17 protein-coding genes and 1 pseudogene are annotated in these 15,088 nt (G+C 50.0%); 2 read left to right on the top strand and 16 right to left on the bottom strand.

The genetic code is table 11. The annotated features are described in order from the left end of the window. Positions 1-55: 55 nt before the first annotated feature. On the bottom strand, positions 56-478 hold the full coding sequence (locus GOM71_RS04100; protein ID WP_216651704.1) for a hypothetical protein: 423 nt from the start codon (positions 476-478) through the stop codon (positions 56-58). Between the two features lie 95 nt (positions 479-573). Between GOM71_RS04100 and GOM71_RS04105 the strand changes: the two genes are divergently transcribed. Beyond that, entirely contained in the window at positions 574-717 is a 144-nt protein-coding gene (locus GOM71_RS04105; protein ID WP_156278476.1) for a hypothetical protein, read from the top strand. Positions 718-837: 120 nt separating this feature from the next. On the opposite strand, the gene GOM71_RS04110 is transcribed toward GOM71_RS04105, so the two are convergent. The 4 genes from GOM71_RS04110 to GOM71_RS04125 form a co-directional block, all read right to left on the bottom strand. After that, complete coding sequence (locus tag GOM71_RS04110) at positions 838-3,219, bottom strand: S-layer homology domain-containing protein (protein WP_156278477.1); 2,382 nt, start codon at positions 3,217-3,219, stop codon at positions 838-840. Between the two features lie 184 nt (positions 3,220-3,403). Beyond that, the gene (gene trxA / locus GOM71_RS04115) at positions 3,404-3,715 is read right to left on the bottom strand and encodes a thioredoxin (RefSeq protein ID WP_156278478.1); all 312 of its coding nucleotides are present in this window, start codon (positions 3,713-3,715) and stop codon (positions 3,404-3,406) included. Between the two features lie 64 nt (positions 3,716-3,779). Continuing rightward, a complete protein-coding gene (locus GOM71_RS04120) occupies positions 3,780-4,202 on the bottom strand; it encodes an RrF2 family transcriptional regulator (RefSeq protein ID WP_367649462.1) in 423 nt (140 codons plus the stop codon). 177 nt (positions 4,203-4,379) lie between these two features. Next, positions 4,380-5,159: an aldo/keto reductase gene (locus GOM71_RS04125; RefSeq protein ID WP_156278535.1), complete on the bottom strand. Its 780-nt coding sequence runs from the start codon at positions 5,157-5,159 to the stop codon at positions 4,380-4,382. A 247-nt stretch (positions 5,160-5,406) separates the two neighbouring features. Between GOM71_RS04125 and GOM71_RS04130 the strand changes: the two genes are divergently transcribed. After that, positions 5,407-5,619 carry a hypothetical protein gene (locus tag GOM71_RS04130; protein ID WP_156278480.1) on the top strand — a complete coding sequence of 71 codons (213 nt, stop codon included), beginning with the start codon at positions 5,407-5,409 and terminating at the stop codon, positions 5,617-5,619. 165 nt (positions 5,620-5,784) lie between these two features. On the opposite strand, the gene GOM71_RS04135 is transcribed toward GOM71_RS04130, so the two are convergent. From GOM71_RS04135 to GOM71_RS04185, 11 genes and pseudogenes are all read right to left on the bottom strand, one after another. Then, positions 5,785-6,471 carry a serine/threonine-protein kinase gene (locus tag GOM71_RS04135; protein WP_156278481.1) on the bottom strand — a complete coding sequence of 229 codons (687 nt, stop codon included), beginning with the start codon at positions 6,469-6,471 and terminating at the stop codon, positions 5,785-5,787. A 79-nt stretch (positions 6,472-6,550) separates the two neighbouring features. Beyond that, positions 6,551-6,874 carry a DMT family transporter gene (locus tag GOM71_RS04140; RefSeq protein ID WP_156278482.1) on the bottom strand — a complete coding sequence of 108 codons (324 nt, stop codon included), beginning with the start codon at positions 6,872-6,874 and terminating at the stop codon, positions 6,551-6,553. Position 6,875: 1 nt separating this feature from the next. Next, the gene (locus GOM71_RS04145; protein ID WP_156278483.1) at positions 6,876-7,226 is read right to left on the bottom strand and encodes a DMT family transporter; all 351 of its coding nucleotides are present in this window, start codon (positions 7,224-7,226) and stop codon (positions 6,876-6,878) included. A 456-nt stretch (positions 7,227-7,682) separates the two neighbouring features. Next, positions 7,683-7,857: pseudogene (locus GOM71_RS25095) on the bottom strand (TetR/AcrR family transcriptional regulator); the annotation flags it as partial. A 221-nt stretch (positions 7,858-8,078) separates the two neighbouring features. After that, complete coding sequence (locus GOM71_RS04155) at positions 8,079-9,755, bottom strand: ribonuclease J (RefSeq protein WP_156278485.1); 1,677 nt, start codon at positions 9,753-9,755, stop codon at positions 8,079-8,081. A gap of 134 nt (positions 9,756-9,889) precedes the next feature. Next, positions 9,890-10,303, bottom strand: a complete 414-nt coding sequence (locus tag GOM71_RS04160) for a hypothetical protein (RefSeq protein ID WP_173275180.1) — start codon at positions 10,301-10,303, stop codon at positions 9,890-9,892. Next, positions 10,300-11,364, bottom strand: coding sequence for a histidinol-phosphate transaminase (hisC, locus tag GOM71_RS04165; RefSeq protein ID WP_156278487.1), 1,065 nt, complete (start codon positions 11,362-11,364; stop codon positions 10,300-10,302). Before hisC ends, GOM71_RS04160 begins: the two co-directional genes overlap by 4 nt. 314 nt (positions 11,365-11,678) lie before the next feature. Further along, entirely contained in the window at positions 11,679-12,194 is a 516-nt protein-coding gene (locus GOM71_RS04170; RefSeq protein ID WP_156278488.1) for a GNAT family N-acetyltransferase, read from the bottom strand. A gap of 126 nt (positions 12,195-12,320) precedes the next feature. Then, a complete protein-coding gene (locus GOM71_RS04175) occupies positions 12,321-13,226 on the bottom strand; it encodes a MetQ/NlpA family ABC transporter substrate-binding protein (RefSeq protein ID WP_156278489.1) in 906 nt (301 codons plus the stop codon). Between the two features lie 56 nt (positions 13,227-13,282). After that, on the bottom strand, positions 13,283-13,948 hold the full coding sequence (locus GOM71_RS04180; protein ID WP_156278490.1) for a methionine ABC transporter permease: 666 nt from the start codon (positions 13,946-13,948) through the stop codon (positions 13,283-13,285). Next, positions 13,945-14,730 carry a methionine ABC transporter ATP-binding protein gene (locus GOM71_RS04185; RefSeq protein ID WP_367649463.1) on the bottom strand — a complete coding sequence of 262 codons (786 nt, stop codon included), beginning with the start codon at positions 14,728-14,730 and terminating at the stop codon, positions 13,945-13,947. Before GOM71_RS04185 ends, GOM71_RS04180 begins: the two co-directional genes overlap by 4 nt. Positions 14,731-15,088: the final 358 nt, after the last annotated feature.

A 15,088-nucleotide genomic window follows, 5' to 3' on the forward strand; every position in this document is an offset into this window, starting at 1 on the left:
CGGTCCCATGAGTTCAGCATATGCGGCTGCAAACAGGTTTGACGACTCCAAACAACTAGACGATTGATCGTTTTGCCGTAAACGAACGTCCAAATAAATAGCCGGCAAGCACAACGACGACCAGTTGGCTGCGATCGTCCAGCGCCAACCGCATGAACGCATTCAGAAAGCCTGTCGCCTCGGTCCGCAGGGCGGTCGTAAACACGGCAAGCAAATAGCAGCCGGCAACGAGCACAAGCGATAATGCCAACGTCCAGCCTGTCTCCTTGAGCCGAAGCCGAAAACCGGATGCGGTCAGCATATGAAGACTGGCACCGAACGCAAACAACACTCCGTATTGCACGAACAAAAATTTAATCGTCGCAGACGCATCGCCGTTGCGAATTAACGCCTCATTGCTCAGATGTACGACCAACAGCGTAAAAAAGACAAATAAAATAAAAACGACGTATTTGTAAAACGATTGATTCAAACGCACCATCTACACTCCTCGTTGTCTGGAACTGTAAGCAATTAAGCGAATTGCCTTTCCCGCTCTGGAAATAATACTACCGAGCAAAGGAGGTGGCATCCGTGGAAAACAAAAGCCACAAAGGCAATTATAAAGGGACAACCGGCATGAAAGCAAAAAATCAAGATATGGCATTCGTCAACGATACGATCGAAGACGCGAAATCCGTCACCAATTACCAAACGAACAATAAGAAAACCGACTAAGCCCTCCCCAAACAAGCGTAGTATTCGCAAAAAAACGCCGCCTTCACGATATACAATATCGTAGAAGACGGCGTTTTTCGTTCCAATATAAGAAGATAAGGCGAAGCCGTTTCTGCTGCGTTAGTTGGTGAGCGGCGCTTCTTGCAGATCAGCGCGCGCTTGGAGGAAGCGGAAGAAAGCTGTTGCCGCTTCGGCGCGAGTCACTTCCTTATCCGGCAAAAACTTGCCGCTCGACAACGACATGATTTTCAGACCGACGACAATTGCCGCTTGGCCTTTCTTCTCAATGTCCGCCGTGTCTTTAAACGAAATATTGAACAACTCGTCATGATTGGCGAGCGTATTGTAGCCCAGTGCGCGAACGATAAGCTCCGCCATTTCTTCACGGTCCACTTTCCCGTCCGGGTTAAAACTGCCGTCGCCAATGTCGATCCAGTTATTTTGCAGCGCATTTTCAACGTAGGCATAATAGCTGGAGTCTTTTGCAACGTCGCTAAACGATGCCTTCTCAGCCGCCGCGCCATAACCATAGAGATATGGGTTGCGTCCGCCGTTCAACGACAGCACGAGCATCTTGATCAGCTCGCCGCGCGTCACGATCGCATTCGGATTTACTTTTCCATCCTTCACATCAAGCGCTTTATAAGCGACCATCAGCTCCAGCTGACGCTGCGCCCAGTGGCCGTTAATGTCTGTAGCTTTCGGTTTTTCCAGCTGCGTAACATCGCCAGTCTCGCGATTGCGCCAATTGCCTGTTTCCGCATCAAGGAATACGGCTTCATCGATAAGCCGCGGCACAAGACGGTAGACGAGCTTCGCTTCTGTTTTGTATTCGACCTCTTCCGGTTTGATCTCTCCTGAAGCTATCATAAGCAAGTACTTCTCGATCGGCAGCGGCTGTCCGTCCCATACGTATTGCGGCGTCAACTGATAAGTCAGCTGCGTACGATAATAGGTAAGCCATTTCTCGATCGCTTGCTTCTCCGTAATGAGCTTAGGAGCTGCAGTCGAATAGCTGTGATTGCTGATTTGGGCATCGAAGGAGCGGGCGTTGCCCGTAAAGCCGTCAATACTTACGTTAATATAATCGTAAGTAACGGTTGCTCCATGAACTTTATGAACGAAGTTAAAGTAGTACTCGTTCATCGGATTTCCGTTATTGTATGTCTTCTCATCCACCTCAACCAAATAAAGCTCATTGCTCAGCCAAGGAAGCTGTTTCTTAATAGTCTCCAGCGCCGTGCTCTTCGCTTGAGCAAACGTTACAGTCGGCTTAGCTTCTTGATCAACGCCGTTGTACTGGTAGGAGTAGAAATTGTTAATCACTCCCGTCTGGCTGTCTACATTCGCATATGCGGAGCCTATTTCTTGATTGTCCTTTCTAATCGTCCAATCCAGGCTCCACCTTTTCATTTTTTCGCCAGTCGCTTCATTCGCATATTCATAGTAGTTCGATCCGCGGAATTCAGCGCCTTCAGGCAGTTTGAAAGAGGCTTCAACCTTTGCTACCGCTTCCTTCTCCGTCAGATTGCCCACGATCGGCTTATTGCCCAGCGCCGTCTCCGAAACCGGGGTGTCGGAGACATTGTTCGCTGCATATCCGCTATATCCATAATATCCGCCATATCCATAGTATCCGTAACCGTAGCCGTAAGGATTTTCTTGAATCTTGCCATCGACTGCGTCGATAGCCATCGCTCCCATTTCATAGCTAAGCGAAGGCTTTCCGCCTCCCGGCGCGCCATAAGGAATAATGTACGACAATTGCGGCTCGGCAAGCTCGCTCAGCTTGGCATTCGCATCCTGAAGCGACAACACCTGCTCTGCTTTCGGAAATTGGATCGTATCGTCCCAATTGAACGTATAGCGCATCACATGGCCTTCGCTGTCCACTTCGAGCTCGATAAAGTTATCGTAATACGGCACGCCGTTTACGACGCGGTCGTAACGGATCGTATGGCGCACATCGCCTGTCAGAGGAGGCAGCAGCTGCACGCCGTAATCCGGATTGTACTGCACTTGATCCTTATAAGCAGCCGCCACTTTGTTAATGTAGCTTATCGCGATATCTTGCGCGCCCTCGCGTTCTACTTTAAGCGGATAGGACGGCTTAGCGTTCGGCTTATCGACATAAGTGCTGAATTCCACTAGCTGACCGTTGTCGGCGTTAATGCGGACGTAAATCGTTCCTTTTGTTTTGCCATTCGCTTGGTATACAAAATCAAGCCCCCATAGGCCGCGCTTGCCTCCCGCAAGCACATCCGAATAGTAGGATGCGCTTTGCAGCTTATATTCTTTCGGAATTTGCACGAGCTCGCGGGCAAGGGATACCGCTTTATCCTTAGAAACAGCAACATCTGTCGGCTGCTCCGTCACGCCGTTGTTTTCAGCAACTGCCGCAGGCGCTTCAGACGATACGCTTTCCGCAAATACTGCGGATGGCACGCTGGTTGCCAGCATAGCCGCTGCCATCAACGCTACAAAATGCCTTTTGCTTCGCATAATTGTTCACACTCTCCCTAATCATTGATTTTCGAATGCACTTCAATTCGTATACAAGCATTTACCAAAACTTTAGACGCTTGCCGCATAATGGAAGTTGCACAAAAAATAAAAAAAATCCGCGCCGGACGCAACTCATGGTTGCGACGGCGCGGATTTCCGCGATCCACTGCTCGTATTAAACTTACAGCTGGTTCGAAATTTTTGTTTTCAGAGCATCTTTGCTTTGCAGGCCGACCATTTTGTCTACCGGCTGTCCGTCTTTGAACAGAATCAGCGTAGGGATGCTCATTACGCCGAATTGGGCAGCCAGCTCAGGCTGCTCATCAACGTTGATTTTAGCGATTGTCGCTTGGCCTTCCAGTTCCGTTGCCAGCTCCTCTACGATTGGAAGCTGCATTTTGCAAGGTCCGCACCAAGGAGCCCAAAAATCTACCAAGGATACGCCGCTTTCAACGCTTGTCGAAAAGTTTTCTTTCGTCAATGCTACTGCCATTGTCAATCATCCTTCCTAAACTAAATGTATGATAAGGGAATAAACCGTCCACTGCTCGTGCCTGTCAACAGCCGCATTCGTGAATTTGACCCAGTACGTCCTGGATCGTAATTTCACTGAAATGAGCCTCGAGCTGCTTCTCCGCCTTGCAGAAGATGCCAAACATCACCTGGTTCATATTTGATCCGACTACGCAATCCATTTCCGGATTGCCGGTGCACCAGCTCGGAATAAACGAGCCTTGCGCCATTACCCGATAAATATCGCCCAAAGTGACAACGTTTGGATCCATCGTCAGCTTATAGCCGCCGCCTGCGCCTTCGCGCGTATCGACGTAACCGCTTTTGCGCAGCCCGCTCATGACCTTGCGGACACGAGCGGAATGCGTTCCGACATTATGGGCAATCATTTCGCTGCTTGCCATCCGATCAGGCAGATAAGCTAAATACACGAGACTGTGTACGGCAATTGTAAATTCGCTGTTCACTGTGAACGGCCTCCCTGTTTTGTACTGTAATTTTATCAATTACAGTTCGATCTGTCAATAGTCAGGCCGCCCGATTGCATCAATCGGAATGGCGCTGACAGAAAGGATACAGCCATTCCTGAGTAGCTTGCGAAGTTGGCCTACGGAATATTCCGAATATCCAGTCAAACCGAAAATTTAAAAATTGAAATTCATCGGGTCGCTCCCGTATCTGCGGTGTACATTCAGTCCATCGATTGCACAAATTTCTTCTGCCGTCAGCTCGAAATTAAACAGATCGGCATTCTCTGCAACACGCTCCTTGCGCACCGATTTCGGAATGGTCACGACGCCTTTCTGCAAATCCCAACGAAGCACAACCTGCGCAGCGGATTTGCCGTACTTCTCGCCAATTTCCTTAAGCAGCGGCACGTCCAGATTGCCTTGCATCAATGGACTCCAAGCCTCCAACTGAATGCCTTTGTCGCGGCAGAACGTCTGCAGCTCGGGCTGCGTCAAGAATGGCTGGAATTCCACTTGATTGACCGCCGGCACGATCTCGCAATCCGCCAGCAAATCGGTCAAATGCGGCACAAGGAAGTTGCTGACGCCGATCGCTCGAATGTACCCTTCCTTGTACAGCTTCTCCAATGCCCGATATGTTTCTTTATATTTGCCCGCAACCGGCCAGTGAACGAGATAAAGATCGATAACGTCCAATCCCAGTCTGCGGCGGCTATTCTCGAATGCTTGAAGCGTACTTTCGTAACCCTGGTCGCTGTTCCATACTTTTGTCGTAATAAAGAGTTCCTCGCGCGCCAAACCGCTCGCTGCGACAGCGCGGCCTACTCCTTCTTCATTGCCGTACGCTGCCGCCGTATCGATATGGCGGTAGCCGGCTTCGAACGCATATTCCACCGCTTTTTCGACTTGCTCGCCTTCCTGCGATTTATAAACGCCAAGGCCTAACCATGGCATATGCACGCCGTTATTGAGCTGAGCCGCATCCTTAATTGATGTCAGTTGACTCACGTTTGATCTTCCTCCTTCGCCTATACAATCGAACGACCCTATCTTACCATTATTAACCTCGCAGTACTACAGACTGCCAATTCATTCTGAAAATTTTCATTCTTACACTGCCAGCTGTTGTCATGTTTCAACAAGCATTCGGAATACATATGTACGGAATGGCTACTCTGTGCAAAACGGGGAGGTGCGCAAGATGGCACTGCTGTGGTGGAAGCGGTGGATCGCCATCAGGACCGAAGGCGGTTCTCGGGCTGATCTGATTGACAGACTTCAAGCACATTTCAAAGCGAATGGAGTGAAATCGAAAATCACGTTGGAAGGCAGTTCATTGAAACGGATTCATGTGCTTCAAAAGGATGAAAGCCGCGCCAAGGAGCTTCTCGCCGCATTCGACTCCGAGCATTAACAATCGTTTTTCATGCAAAATCCGAGCCATCCAATCGTTCCAAGGACGGCCGCGTTACTCTTGATTCGCAAGTCCAATCCGCTAATTTAAAAAGGCGGCTGCCGCTCCGAAATGAGCGGCTGCCGCCTCTTTTTTATGCCCTGTCCGCCCTCTTCGCTCTGAATGCTATGACTGACGGCTTCCTCTAGAGAAGCTTTTCGTCCACCTGTAACCCTTGCGAATACTGTTCATCATCCACTCCGGAATAGGAACCGGGTTTTTAGATAGGAACGGCGTATAGACGCGATCATATGCTTTCTTTAAATCGTGCCACATCGAGCAAGGCTCATCCTTCAGAAAATCGGAAATATCGACGACCAGCCCTTTGCCTTCTCCCGATACCATCGTGTTTTTACCGTGCACGTCATGCGGATTCAAGCCGCGCTTACGGGCGTACTCAAGCGCTTCGTCAATGTCTTGAATGACGCCGGGAGGAATTGGCTTTCCCTCCATTAGGCACTGATATAACGTTTTCCCCCGCAGCCTTCGCAAAATGAGATAGGAAGCCCCTTTGCTCTGCGCCGAATGATGACAGGCCGAATAGGCTGGATGATCGCCAAGGCGCCGATACACCTCGCGCTCGTTTTCCCAGCCCTCACGCCCAGGGGCGTAAACTTTCACTGCCATACTTTCATAGTCGGAATGATAAAGCACTGCCGCATAATTTCCGGCGCCGAGCAGCTTCCAGTCTTTCGGTATATGATGAACCCGCACGGGATCATTGCTGTCTGTGCCTTCCAGCTCCAATGTCGAAAGCAGCTCCTGCTCGATCAGCGAAATCAGCCGAAGCAAATCCTTCTCCTCTATTTTCATTTCCGGCCCTCCCCCAAATTCGCTGCCGTATCCTAATGTCACTCATTGTATAAGGATTGACGCGAAAATGGAAGCCGTGTTAATGTCCTCCGCCGGTCGTTTTCAATCCGATAACGCCGATCATAATAAGGCCGACGAACAGCAGCTTCTTCCAATTTCGCGAATCGCCGAAGAAAATCATCCCGAGCAGCACGCTGCCGACTGAGCCGATTCCTGTCCAAATGCCGTACCCCGTACTGAGCGGAATGCCTTCAAGCGCTCTAGACAAAAAATAAAAGCTGCCTATGCCGAACACAATCGCGCCTGCCGTACCTTTCCAATTGCGAAATCCGTTCGACAGCTTCATCGAAGTAACGCCGCCTACCTCAGCCAAGCCCGATATAATCAAAAACAACCAAGCCATGTTAGGCCAGCTCCTTTCCTTTATCCTCTTGCGGCTTGTCGTTTGAAACAAGCTTTAGACCGATAATTCCGACGACTAGCACAGTCAGGAACAGCAGTTTTTTCCAATCGGCAGACTCGCCCGCAGCAATGCCTGCAATAACCGTGCCTACCGTTCCAAGACCGGTAAAAATCGCGTATGCGGTGCCGATTTCAATGGTCTGTATGACACGGGCAAACAATAAAAAGCTGAGAAAAATAAGCACAGCCGTAATAATGCTCGGAACGAGCTCCGTAAATCCGTTCGAATGCTTTAATCCTAATGTCCAGCCTACCTCCAGCAAACCGGCCAAAATCAAATAAATCCAACCCATAGCCAATCCGTCCTCTCTAAGTTGCCGTTGCCGTCCACATCCGCAGCAATGATTCTCTTATGATTTGTTTTCTTTCCGCAAAAACTTCGTACGCATAGATTTGAAACTCGAGCAGCAGTCCGTCTATCGCATTGTAAAATTGCGCAATCATTCGCCGAACATCTTGCGAAGCCGCGAATTCACCTTCATTCTTGCCCTGTTCAAACAGGCTTTCCATCCGCTCGTTAATTTCCGTTTCATACGCCATGAAGCTCATTCTCAGCTGATCCCGCAAATGCCGGGGCGGCACCAGCATGGACCGTTTGAGAAACGATTGGCCCGCTGACAATTGTGTAAATGAGGTGAAAAAGTTGAAAACTTCATGGAAGCGCTCCAGCGTGCCTTTATGCTTCGATTCATGGAATAGCGTATAAAAGGCCGCCTTCTCCTCTGCAATACCCTCTTCAAGCAATTGCATGAACAGCGTTTCCTTCGACTTAAAGTGCGCATAAATGGATGGCGTCTTGATGCCTACCGCTTTGGCGATTTCCGACAGCGAGGTGCCCTCATAGCCGGATTCGGCGAACATAACGACTGCCGCTTGTTTTATTTTGCCCGCTGTGGATGGCGGTTGTGTTCCCGTTTGCTTCATGCGGCTTCTGCCTCCTCACGCTTGTTCTCATTGCCTAACGAACGTTAGTTTCTGTCGATTATAGTCCCCCTTACGCCCTATGTCAAGCTAGACGATCGCAACCGGCTTACAGGCCAAAAAAAGCCTTGAGCAAGCAACGGCTATTCACCGCGTCGCATCAAGGCTTTTCGTTTATTAATCGGCTCTAATCATGAAAATAAAGTGGACTGGTTAGGCGCCGATTACACTTCCATGATGATAGGAAGGATCATCGGCTTTCTTTTCGTTTGCTCGTATAGGAATCGTCCGAGCGAGTCTTTCACATTTGATTTCAGCGTCGTCCATTGGTTGACGTTGTCGCTGATCGATTTCGTTATCGTTCTCGATACAATTCGGCCGGCTTCTTCCAGCAACCCCTCCGACTCGCGTACGTATACGAAGCCGCGGGATATAATATCCGGTCCCGATTTGATCGTTTTGTCCTGTTTGCTGATTGTAACTACAACGACAAGAATGCCGTCTTGGGAAAGATGCTTGCGGTCGCGAAGCACGATATTGCCAACGTCGCCGATGCCAAGACCGTCGATATACGTATTGCCCGCCGGCACTTTACCCGATTTGCGAGCGTCTCCGCCTACGATTTCTACGATTTCGCCGTTATCGACAATGAAAATATTGTCTCTGTCAACGCCAACCGCTTCCGCCAGCTTCTTATGATGCAGCTGCATCCGGTACTCGCCGTGAATCGGAATAAAATACTTCGGAGCCATCAGTTGAAGCATCAGCTTCAATTCTTCCTGGCTGCCGTGGCCGGAAACGTGCATGCCGGTCTGCGAGCCGGAGCCGTAAATGACGTTTGCTCCAAGACGGAACAACTCGTCAACCGTACGTCCGATACTTCGCTCATTGCCCGGAATTGGCGTTGCCGAAATTATAACGGTGTCGCCTTCCAAAATTTCGACTTGGCGATGATTGGAGCGGGCCATGCGCGTAAGCGCCGACATCGGTTCGCCCTGGCTGCCCGTGCACAGGATTACGACCTGATTGTCCGCAAAACGATTGACTTCGGATGGCTCAATCAGCATTCCGTCCGGAATGTTCAAGTAGCCAAGCTCCGATGCAATCGTAATCATATTTACCATGCTGCGTCCGATAACGGCCAGCTTTCGTCCGGAAGCTGCGCCGGCGTCAATAACTTGCTGAAGCCGGTGTACGTTCGAAGCGAACGTCGAAACGATAACCCGGCGTTCTGCTTTGCGGAACGCGTCGATGAAGTTAGCGCCGACAATTCTTTCCGAAGGCGTGAAGCCCGGACGTTCTGCGTTCGTGCTCTCGGAGAGCAGCGCCAAAACGCCTTTTCTGCCGATCTCCGCCATCCGATGAATATCCGCATGATAGTCGCCAACCGGCGTCTGATCGAACTTAAAGTCACCTGTATGAACGACTACGCCTTCCGGCGTATCGAGCACGACACCCAGCGAATCCGGAATACTGTGGTTTGTCTTGAAGAACGAAGCTGTCATCGAGCCGAGCTTGATAACGGAATCGGAATGAATCAACGTTCTTTCCGTCGTACCCAGCAGGCCGGCCTCTTTCAGCTTTCCTTCAATCAGACCCATCGTCAAACGGCTCGCATATACCGGCATGCTCAGCTGCTTAAGAATATAAGGCAGGCCGCCGATGTGGTCTTCGTGTCCGTGCGTAATGAGCATCGCTCTAACTTTGTCCTTGTTCTCGATCAGGTAAGAGATGTCCGGCACGATAATATCGATGCCCAGAAGCTCTTCGTCCGGGAATTTGGAACCGCAATCAATGACAATAATATCGTTCGCGTATTGTACCGCATACATGTTTTTGCCAATTTCGCCTACGCCGCCCAAGGCAAAAATGGAAAGCTTGTTTTCTTTTTTGTTATTCAACAATAATCCTCCTTATTAGACTGACGACGATCATATACTTCAAACTAAAAAAATCCGAACCAGTCACTTGTCCTTTATTATAACACGAAGAAATAACAAAATGGAAATAGGCAAAATCGCTCTGCTTCCATTCACTATTTACCAAACTTCTTCCAAGCAGTTGCCGCGCCATTAATCGTCATGCCTATTATCGAGCCGAGCAGCACTGCACCTAACATTAAAAAATAGATGTACAGAGCCAACATACCTCCGCCCATATCGTCCTCCGGCAAGCCCGGAATAATAAACATGGTTATAATCGTAAACGGCACCCATAAAACGGGAATAAACAAAGGGAAATACCAGTATCTGCTGCGAAACCATACGACGACAGGTACCGTAAACAGCACCGCCATTACCGCGAATATGAAATAACTATTCGCAATAACGGCTTCGCTGTAGTAAGCCATGTAGAAAAGAGTGTTCCCAATTAAAGCGTAAATAACGCTAGCCGCAACGACAATTAACGTAGCGATCCGAAAGCTCCGCTTCTTGGCCGCATCCATCACTTCGAAACGATTTTTTTGACCGCTTCGAGAAAGACATCCATTTCTTCATCGGTGCCGATCGATACCCGAAGGTATTTGTCGATTCTCGGCTGTTTGAAATAGCGGACGAGCACGCCTTGCTCGCGCAATTGCACAAAAATCGTCTCGGCGGATACATCCGGATGCGATATAAATACGAAATTGGCTTTCGATTCCGTCACGATAAAGCCAATCTCGCGCAGCTCTTTAATAACCGAATCGCGCGTTGCATTTACTTTTGCGGCAGTCTCCACGAAATAAGCCTCGTCTTCGATTGCCGCAACGGCGCCTGCCAACGCCAGACGGTCAATCGTATACGAGTTGAACGAGTTTTTGACCCGATTGAGGCCGTCGATCAATTCCTCGCTGCCGAGCGCCCAGCCGACACGCAAGCCGGCCAAAGAACGGGACTTCGAAAGCGTCTGAACGACAAGCACATTCGGATACTCGTTCACGAGCTTGGCGGCCGATTCGCCGCCGAAATCGATGTAAGCCTCGTCGATGATCACGACTTGATCCTTGTTATGCTCAAGAATCATGCGGAACTCGTCCAATGGTACGAGCATCGCAGTTGGAGCGTTCGGATTCGGTATAACGATCCCGCCGTTCTCCCTGCCGTTGAACAACCCCAGCGGCATGCGGAACTGCTCGTCCAGCGGAATCAGATCCGCCTTCAAGCCATAGAACTCTGCATACACTTTGTAGAAGCTGTACGTGATGTCAGCAAACAGAACCGGCTTGGCCGGATCAAAGAAAGCGGCGAACGCGAAAGAAAGCACTTCGTCCGATCCGTTGCCAACGAACACTTGGTCCTTCGACAGGTCGAAATAATCGGCCAGCTTCCGTACCAGCGTATCGCAGGTCGGGTCCGGATACAGACGCAAGTCGTCATCCGCAGCAGCCTTAATCGCCTCCAATACTTTCGGCGACGGCGGATACGGATTTTCATTCGTGTTCAATTTAATATATTTTTTGTCCTTAGGCTGCTCCCCGGGCACATAAGGCACGAGGGAAGCGGCCAATGGACTCCAAAATCGGCTCATGGTCAATCTCCCTTCTGCGATGCAAGCAAACAAAACAAATTGGCGATATGTAACAGAATAATTCATTTTGTCCGCGAAAACCATCTATAAATCCATTATGCTACAATAATCCGATGATTAATGTAACCATAACGATGACCAAAACAACGGCAACAAAAATAGCTACTAGCAATAGGAAATTACAATCCATTCCCTTTTCCGCTAAATAATTGCCACAAGGAACATATTACCATAATTAGAGAGTTTTATCCGCTGAAAATAAAAAACCGGAAAACGCATCACTCCTATTGTGCGTTCCCGGTTTAAGCCAGCCTCTACTCGATTCTGCGGCCTACAATAATAAGATCGCGTTCCACGCCATCCAATTCGGCGACCTTCGGCAAATGAGCCCAGCGCTCAAAGCCGAATTTCCCGAGCAGCCCGAGACTCGGCTCGTTATGACCGAATATAAAGCCAAGCAGCGTGCGAATGCACAAACGCGGACATTCTTCAATCGCCGCCTGAATCAGAAGCGAGCCGATGCCCTTGCTGCGATGCTCCTCTGCAATATAGATGCTAAGCTCCGCTGTAGCGTTGTAGGCGGGTCTGCCGTAGAACGATTGAAAGCTAAGCCAAGCGACAATGCTGCCGTCCTCCTCCAAAACCCAAAGCGGCCTGTGATCCGGCGAATGTTCGTCGAACCATGGCTCGCGGTTCTGCACAGTGACAGGCTCCAGGTCAGCCGTTACTTTCCGGGAAGCGATCGTTGAATTATAAATGTCTACGATACGCGGCAAGTCAGCCGGCTCCGCATCTCTTAACGTAAATTGCTGTAATGTCTTCTGCTTCATAGTAGCGGATCGTATCCTTCCATGCGGCTTATTCATCTGTATCAAGAGCCTTTTGATCGCATTTTATCATGAACAGCGCCCCGCTGCCATGAGGGGCGGCGGGGCGCTGCAAGCGATACGACAAGACTAGAATGCCGGGACTACAGCTACGCCGTATTTGTCCTCAATGAATTTTTTCACCTCGGGAGACAGCAGCGCTTCGCTCAGCTTTTTAATTTCATCGCGGTTCTCGTCTCCTGCGCGAACCGTAATAATGTTAGCGTACGGCGAATTTGCATCCTCGCGGAACAGCGCCGACTTCGGATCGATGCCCGCTTCAAGAATAAGGTTCGTGTTGATGACTGCGCCGTCCAGATCCGGCAGCGCTCTAGGCAGCGTAGCGGAGTCAGCCTCGATGAATTCCAGTTTCAACGGATTGTCCACAATATCTTTAGGCGTCGCCTCGTAGGTCGTCAAACCGTCTTTCAGTTTAATCAGCCCTTGCTGCTGCAGCAGGACAAGCGCGCGGTATTCATTGGACGGATTGTTCGGAATGCCGATTTTGGCGCCTTCCTTAATTTCATCCTTCGACTTCAGTTTCTCGGAGTATAGACCGATCGGCTCAACGTGAACTTTTGCCGTAACCGCGAAATTGTAGCCTTTCTCCGTTTTGACCGAATCCAGGTATGGAACGTGCTGGAAGTAGTTGGCGTCGATTTGCCCTTCCTGAAGCGCCGGGTTCAACTGCCCTTCGTCGTCGAGAATGACAACCTCGAGATTAATGCCTTGCTCTTTCAGCTTCGGTTTAATGAATTCCAAAATTTCAGCATGCGGCACCGGCGCAGCGCCTACTTTAATTGTTACTTCTTTCTTAGGCTCTTCCGTCGCGGCAGGCTCCGACGGTTTATCCGTCGCTTGCTCCGTCGGCGCGGCCGTCGCCTCAGGCGAGCTTGCCGACTTGTTGTTGCCCCCTGCATTCGATCCGCAGCCCCCGAGGATCACGCTAATAACGAGCAGTAGTGCAGTAAACGTAAACAGATGCTTTTTGGCCATAATTCCTCTCCTACTTTCTATATCGTTTTTATATGTGGTGTTGCAGTGAACCCTTGTTAAACTTGCCTTCTTCTCTTTCGGATCGCATGTGCCGCCCCATCCCCGCTCCATTGAATCAGTTGGACGAGCAGAATGATTGTGATGACCGTAGCGAATAAAATATCTTCGCGAAAACGCTGGTAGCCGAAGCGAATGGCGAGACTGCCAAGCCCGCCTGCGCCGATTGCGCCGGCAACAGCGGTAAATTCCGTAATCGCGATGACGGCGATCGTTACGCCGCGGATCAGCGCGGGGAGCGCTTCGGGAATGAGCACGCGGAAGATGATCGTCCATGGCGATGCTCCGATCGACTTGGCCGCTTCTATTTTCCCGTGGCTCACTTCTTTGAGCGAATTTTCAATAATGCGCCCAAGGAATGGGGCCGCTCCGATCGACAGCGATACAATCGCTGCGGTTGGCCCAAGCGAAGTTCCGACGATAAAACGGGAGAGCGGCAGGAGCAGCACGATCAAAATGATGAACGGCAACGATCTTACGCCGTTAATGAGAGTGCCGATGATCTTATGAATGAGCGGCGCCTCCAACAACCCTCCCCGTTCCGTCACGACGAGCGTTACGCCCAGCGCAATGCCGAGCAGCAGCGCGAACAGCGAGGACCATGCCGCCATATACAGCGTCTCGCGCAGCCCTTCCCAGAGCAGATCGAACAGATCGTCCTTCATATGCCCGCCCCCATCCCTTCCATAATGGAGCGCTTATCGCGGTAGTAATCGATAATGCTGACGAATCGTCTTGCCGTATAGCTTTCCGGATGAAGGAACAGCTTGTCGACCGGTCCCGTCTCCGCAATTGCGCCGTATTCAATTACAGCCATTTGATCGCATACATGCTGCAGCACGTCGAGCTCATGCGTAATAAGCACAATGGTCAGCTTGAGCTTGTCGTTAATATCTTGGAGCAGCTCCAATATGGAATAGGTCGTCTGCGGATCAAGGGCGGAGGTCGCTTCATCGCTGAGCAGCACATCAGGATCGTTGACAAGCGCTCTTGCAATGCTAACCCGCTGCTTCTGCCCGCCGCTAAGCTGAGAAGGATAACAATGTCCTTTATCCTCCAGACCGACAAGCGCCAGCAGCTCCTGCACCTTCTCGCGGATGTAGAGCTTGGGATGCCCGGCTACCGCCAAGGGGAAGGCGACATTTTGAAACACGGTTTGCGAATCGAGCAAATTAAAGTGCTGAAAAATCATCCCGATCTTTCTTCTCGCCAGCCGCAGCTCCTTCTCGTTCAAGTCGGTGATGACCGTTTCGCCGATCACGATGCGGCCGCTGTCCGGTTCCTCTAACCGGTTCAAGCAACGGATCAAGGTCGATTTGCCCGCCCCGCTGAAGCCGATAATGCCGAAAATTTCGCCTTTGCGAATGTTCAAGTTAATGTTCTTTAACGCAACGATCGATTCGCCTGCGCTTTTGTACGTCTTGTTAAGGTTCGATATGGTAATCACTTGAAGCCACCCCCGGTTACAAGCAGAAACGGCTTCGCCGTCCTTTGGAGGCGGAGCTTCGTTTCGCGTTGAAATATAAGCGTAGTATAAGGAATAATTTATACTTCTTATATTTTAAAAAAACCAAGCCTCATGCACCGGCAATACATGCCTGGCGCTGCGCTTGGTTTCCAGTGATCTGGTCAACTCATTTTATATAACCAACTAATTCGATTGGTTTTCTATAATTTAAAGCACAATTGAAGCAGTGTCAATATAAATTTTAGCAAAATGTTGGAATTTCAGGCGGCATTGACGGGACTACATAAAGGTGGTAGATTATAGCCAATTATTCACATTATTTAACTTGGATAAAAGA

The sequence above is a fragment of the Paenibacillus sp. NEAU-GSW1 genome, from assembly GCF_009737085.1.
GTDB lineage: Bacteria > Bacillota > Bacilli > Paenibacillales > Paenibacillaceae > Pristimantibacillus.

Bases quoted from the DNA above. Each gene is read 5' to 3' on its own strand.
- GOM71_RS04110 (WP_156278477.1), bottom strand. From the start codon at position 3,219: ATGCGAAGCAAAAGGCATTTTGTAGCGTTGATGGCAGCGGCTATGCTG.
- trxA (WP_156278478.1), bottom strand. From the start codon at position 3,715: ATGGCAGTAGCATTGACGAAAGAAAACTTTTCGACAAGCGTTGAAAGC.
- GOM71_RS04125 (WP_156278535.1), bottom strand. From the start codon at position 5,159: ATGCCATGGTTAGGCCTTGGCGTTTATAAATCGCAGGAAGGCGAGCAA.
- GOM71_RS04130 (WP_156278480.1), top strand. From the start codon at position 5,407: ATGGCACTGCTGTGGTGGAAGCGGTGGATCGCCATCAGGACCGAAGGC.
- GOM71_RS04135 (WP_156278481.1), bottom strand. From the start codon at position 6,471: ATGAAAATAGAGGAGAAGGATTTGCTTCGGCTGATTTCGCTGATCGAG.
- GOM71_RS04140 (WP_156278482.1), bottom strand. From the start codon at position 6,874: ATGGCTTGGTTGTTTTTGATTATATCGGGCTTGGCTGAGGTAGGCGGC.
- GOM71_RS04145 (WP_156278483.1), bottom strand. From the start codon at position 7,226: ATGGGTTGGATTTATTTGATTTTGGCCGGTTTGCTGGAGGTAGGCTGG.
- hisC (WP_156278487.1), bottom strand. From the start codon at position 11,364: ATGAGCCGATTTTGGAGTCCATTGGCCGCTTCCCTCGTGCCTTATGTG.
- GOM71_RS04170 (WP_156278488.1), bottom strand. From the start codon at position 12,194: ATGAAGCAGAAGACATTACAGCAATTTACGTTAAGAGATGCGGAGCCG.
- GOM71_RS04175 (WP_156278489.1), bottom strand. From the start codon at position 13,226: ATGGCCAAAAAGCATCTGTTTACGTTTACTGCACTACTGCTCGTTATT.
- GOM71_RS04180 (WP_156278490.1), bottom strand. From the start codon at position 13,948: ATGAAGGACGATCTGTTCGATCTGCTCTGGGAAGGGCTGCGCGAGACG.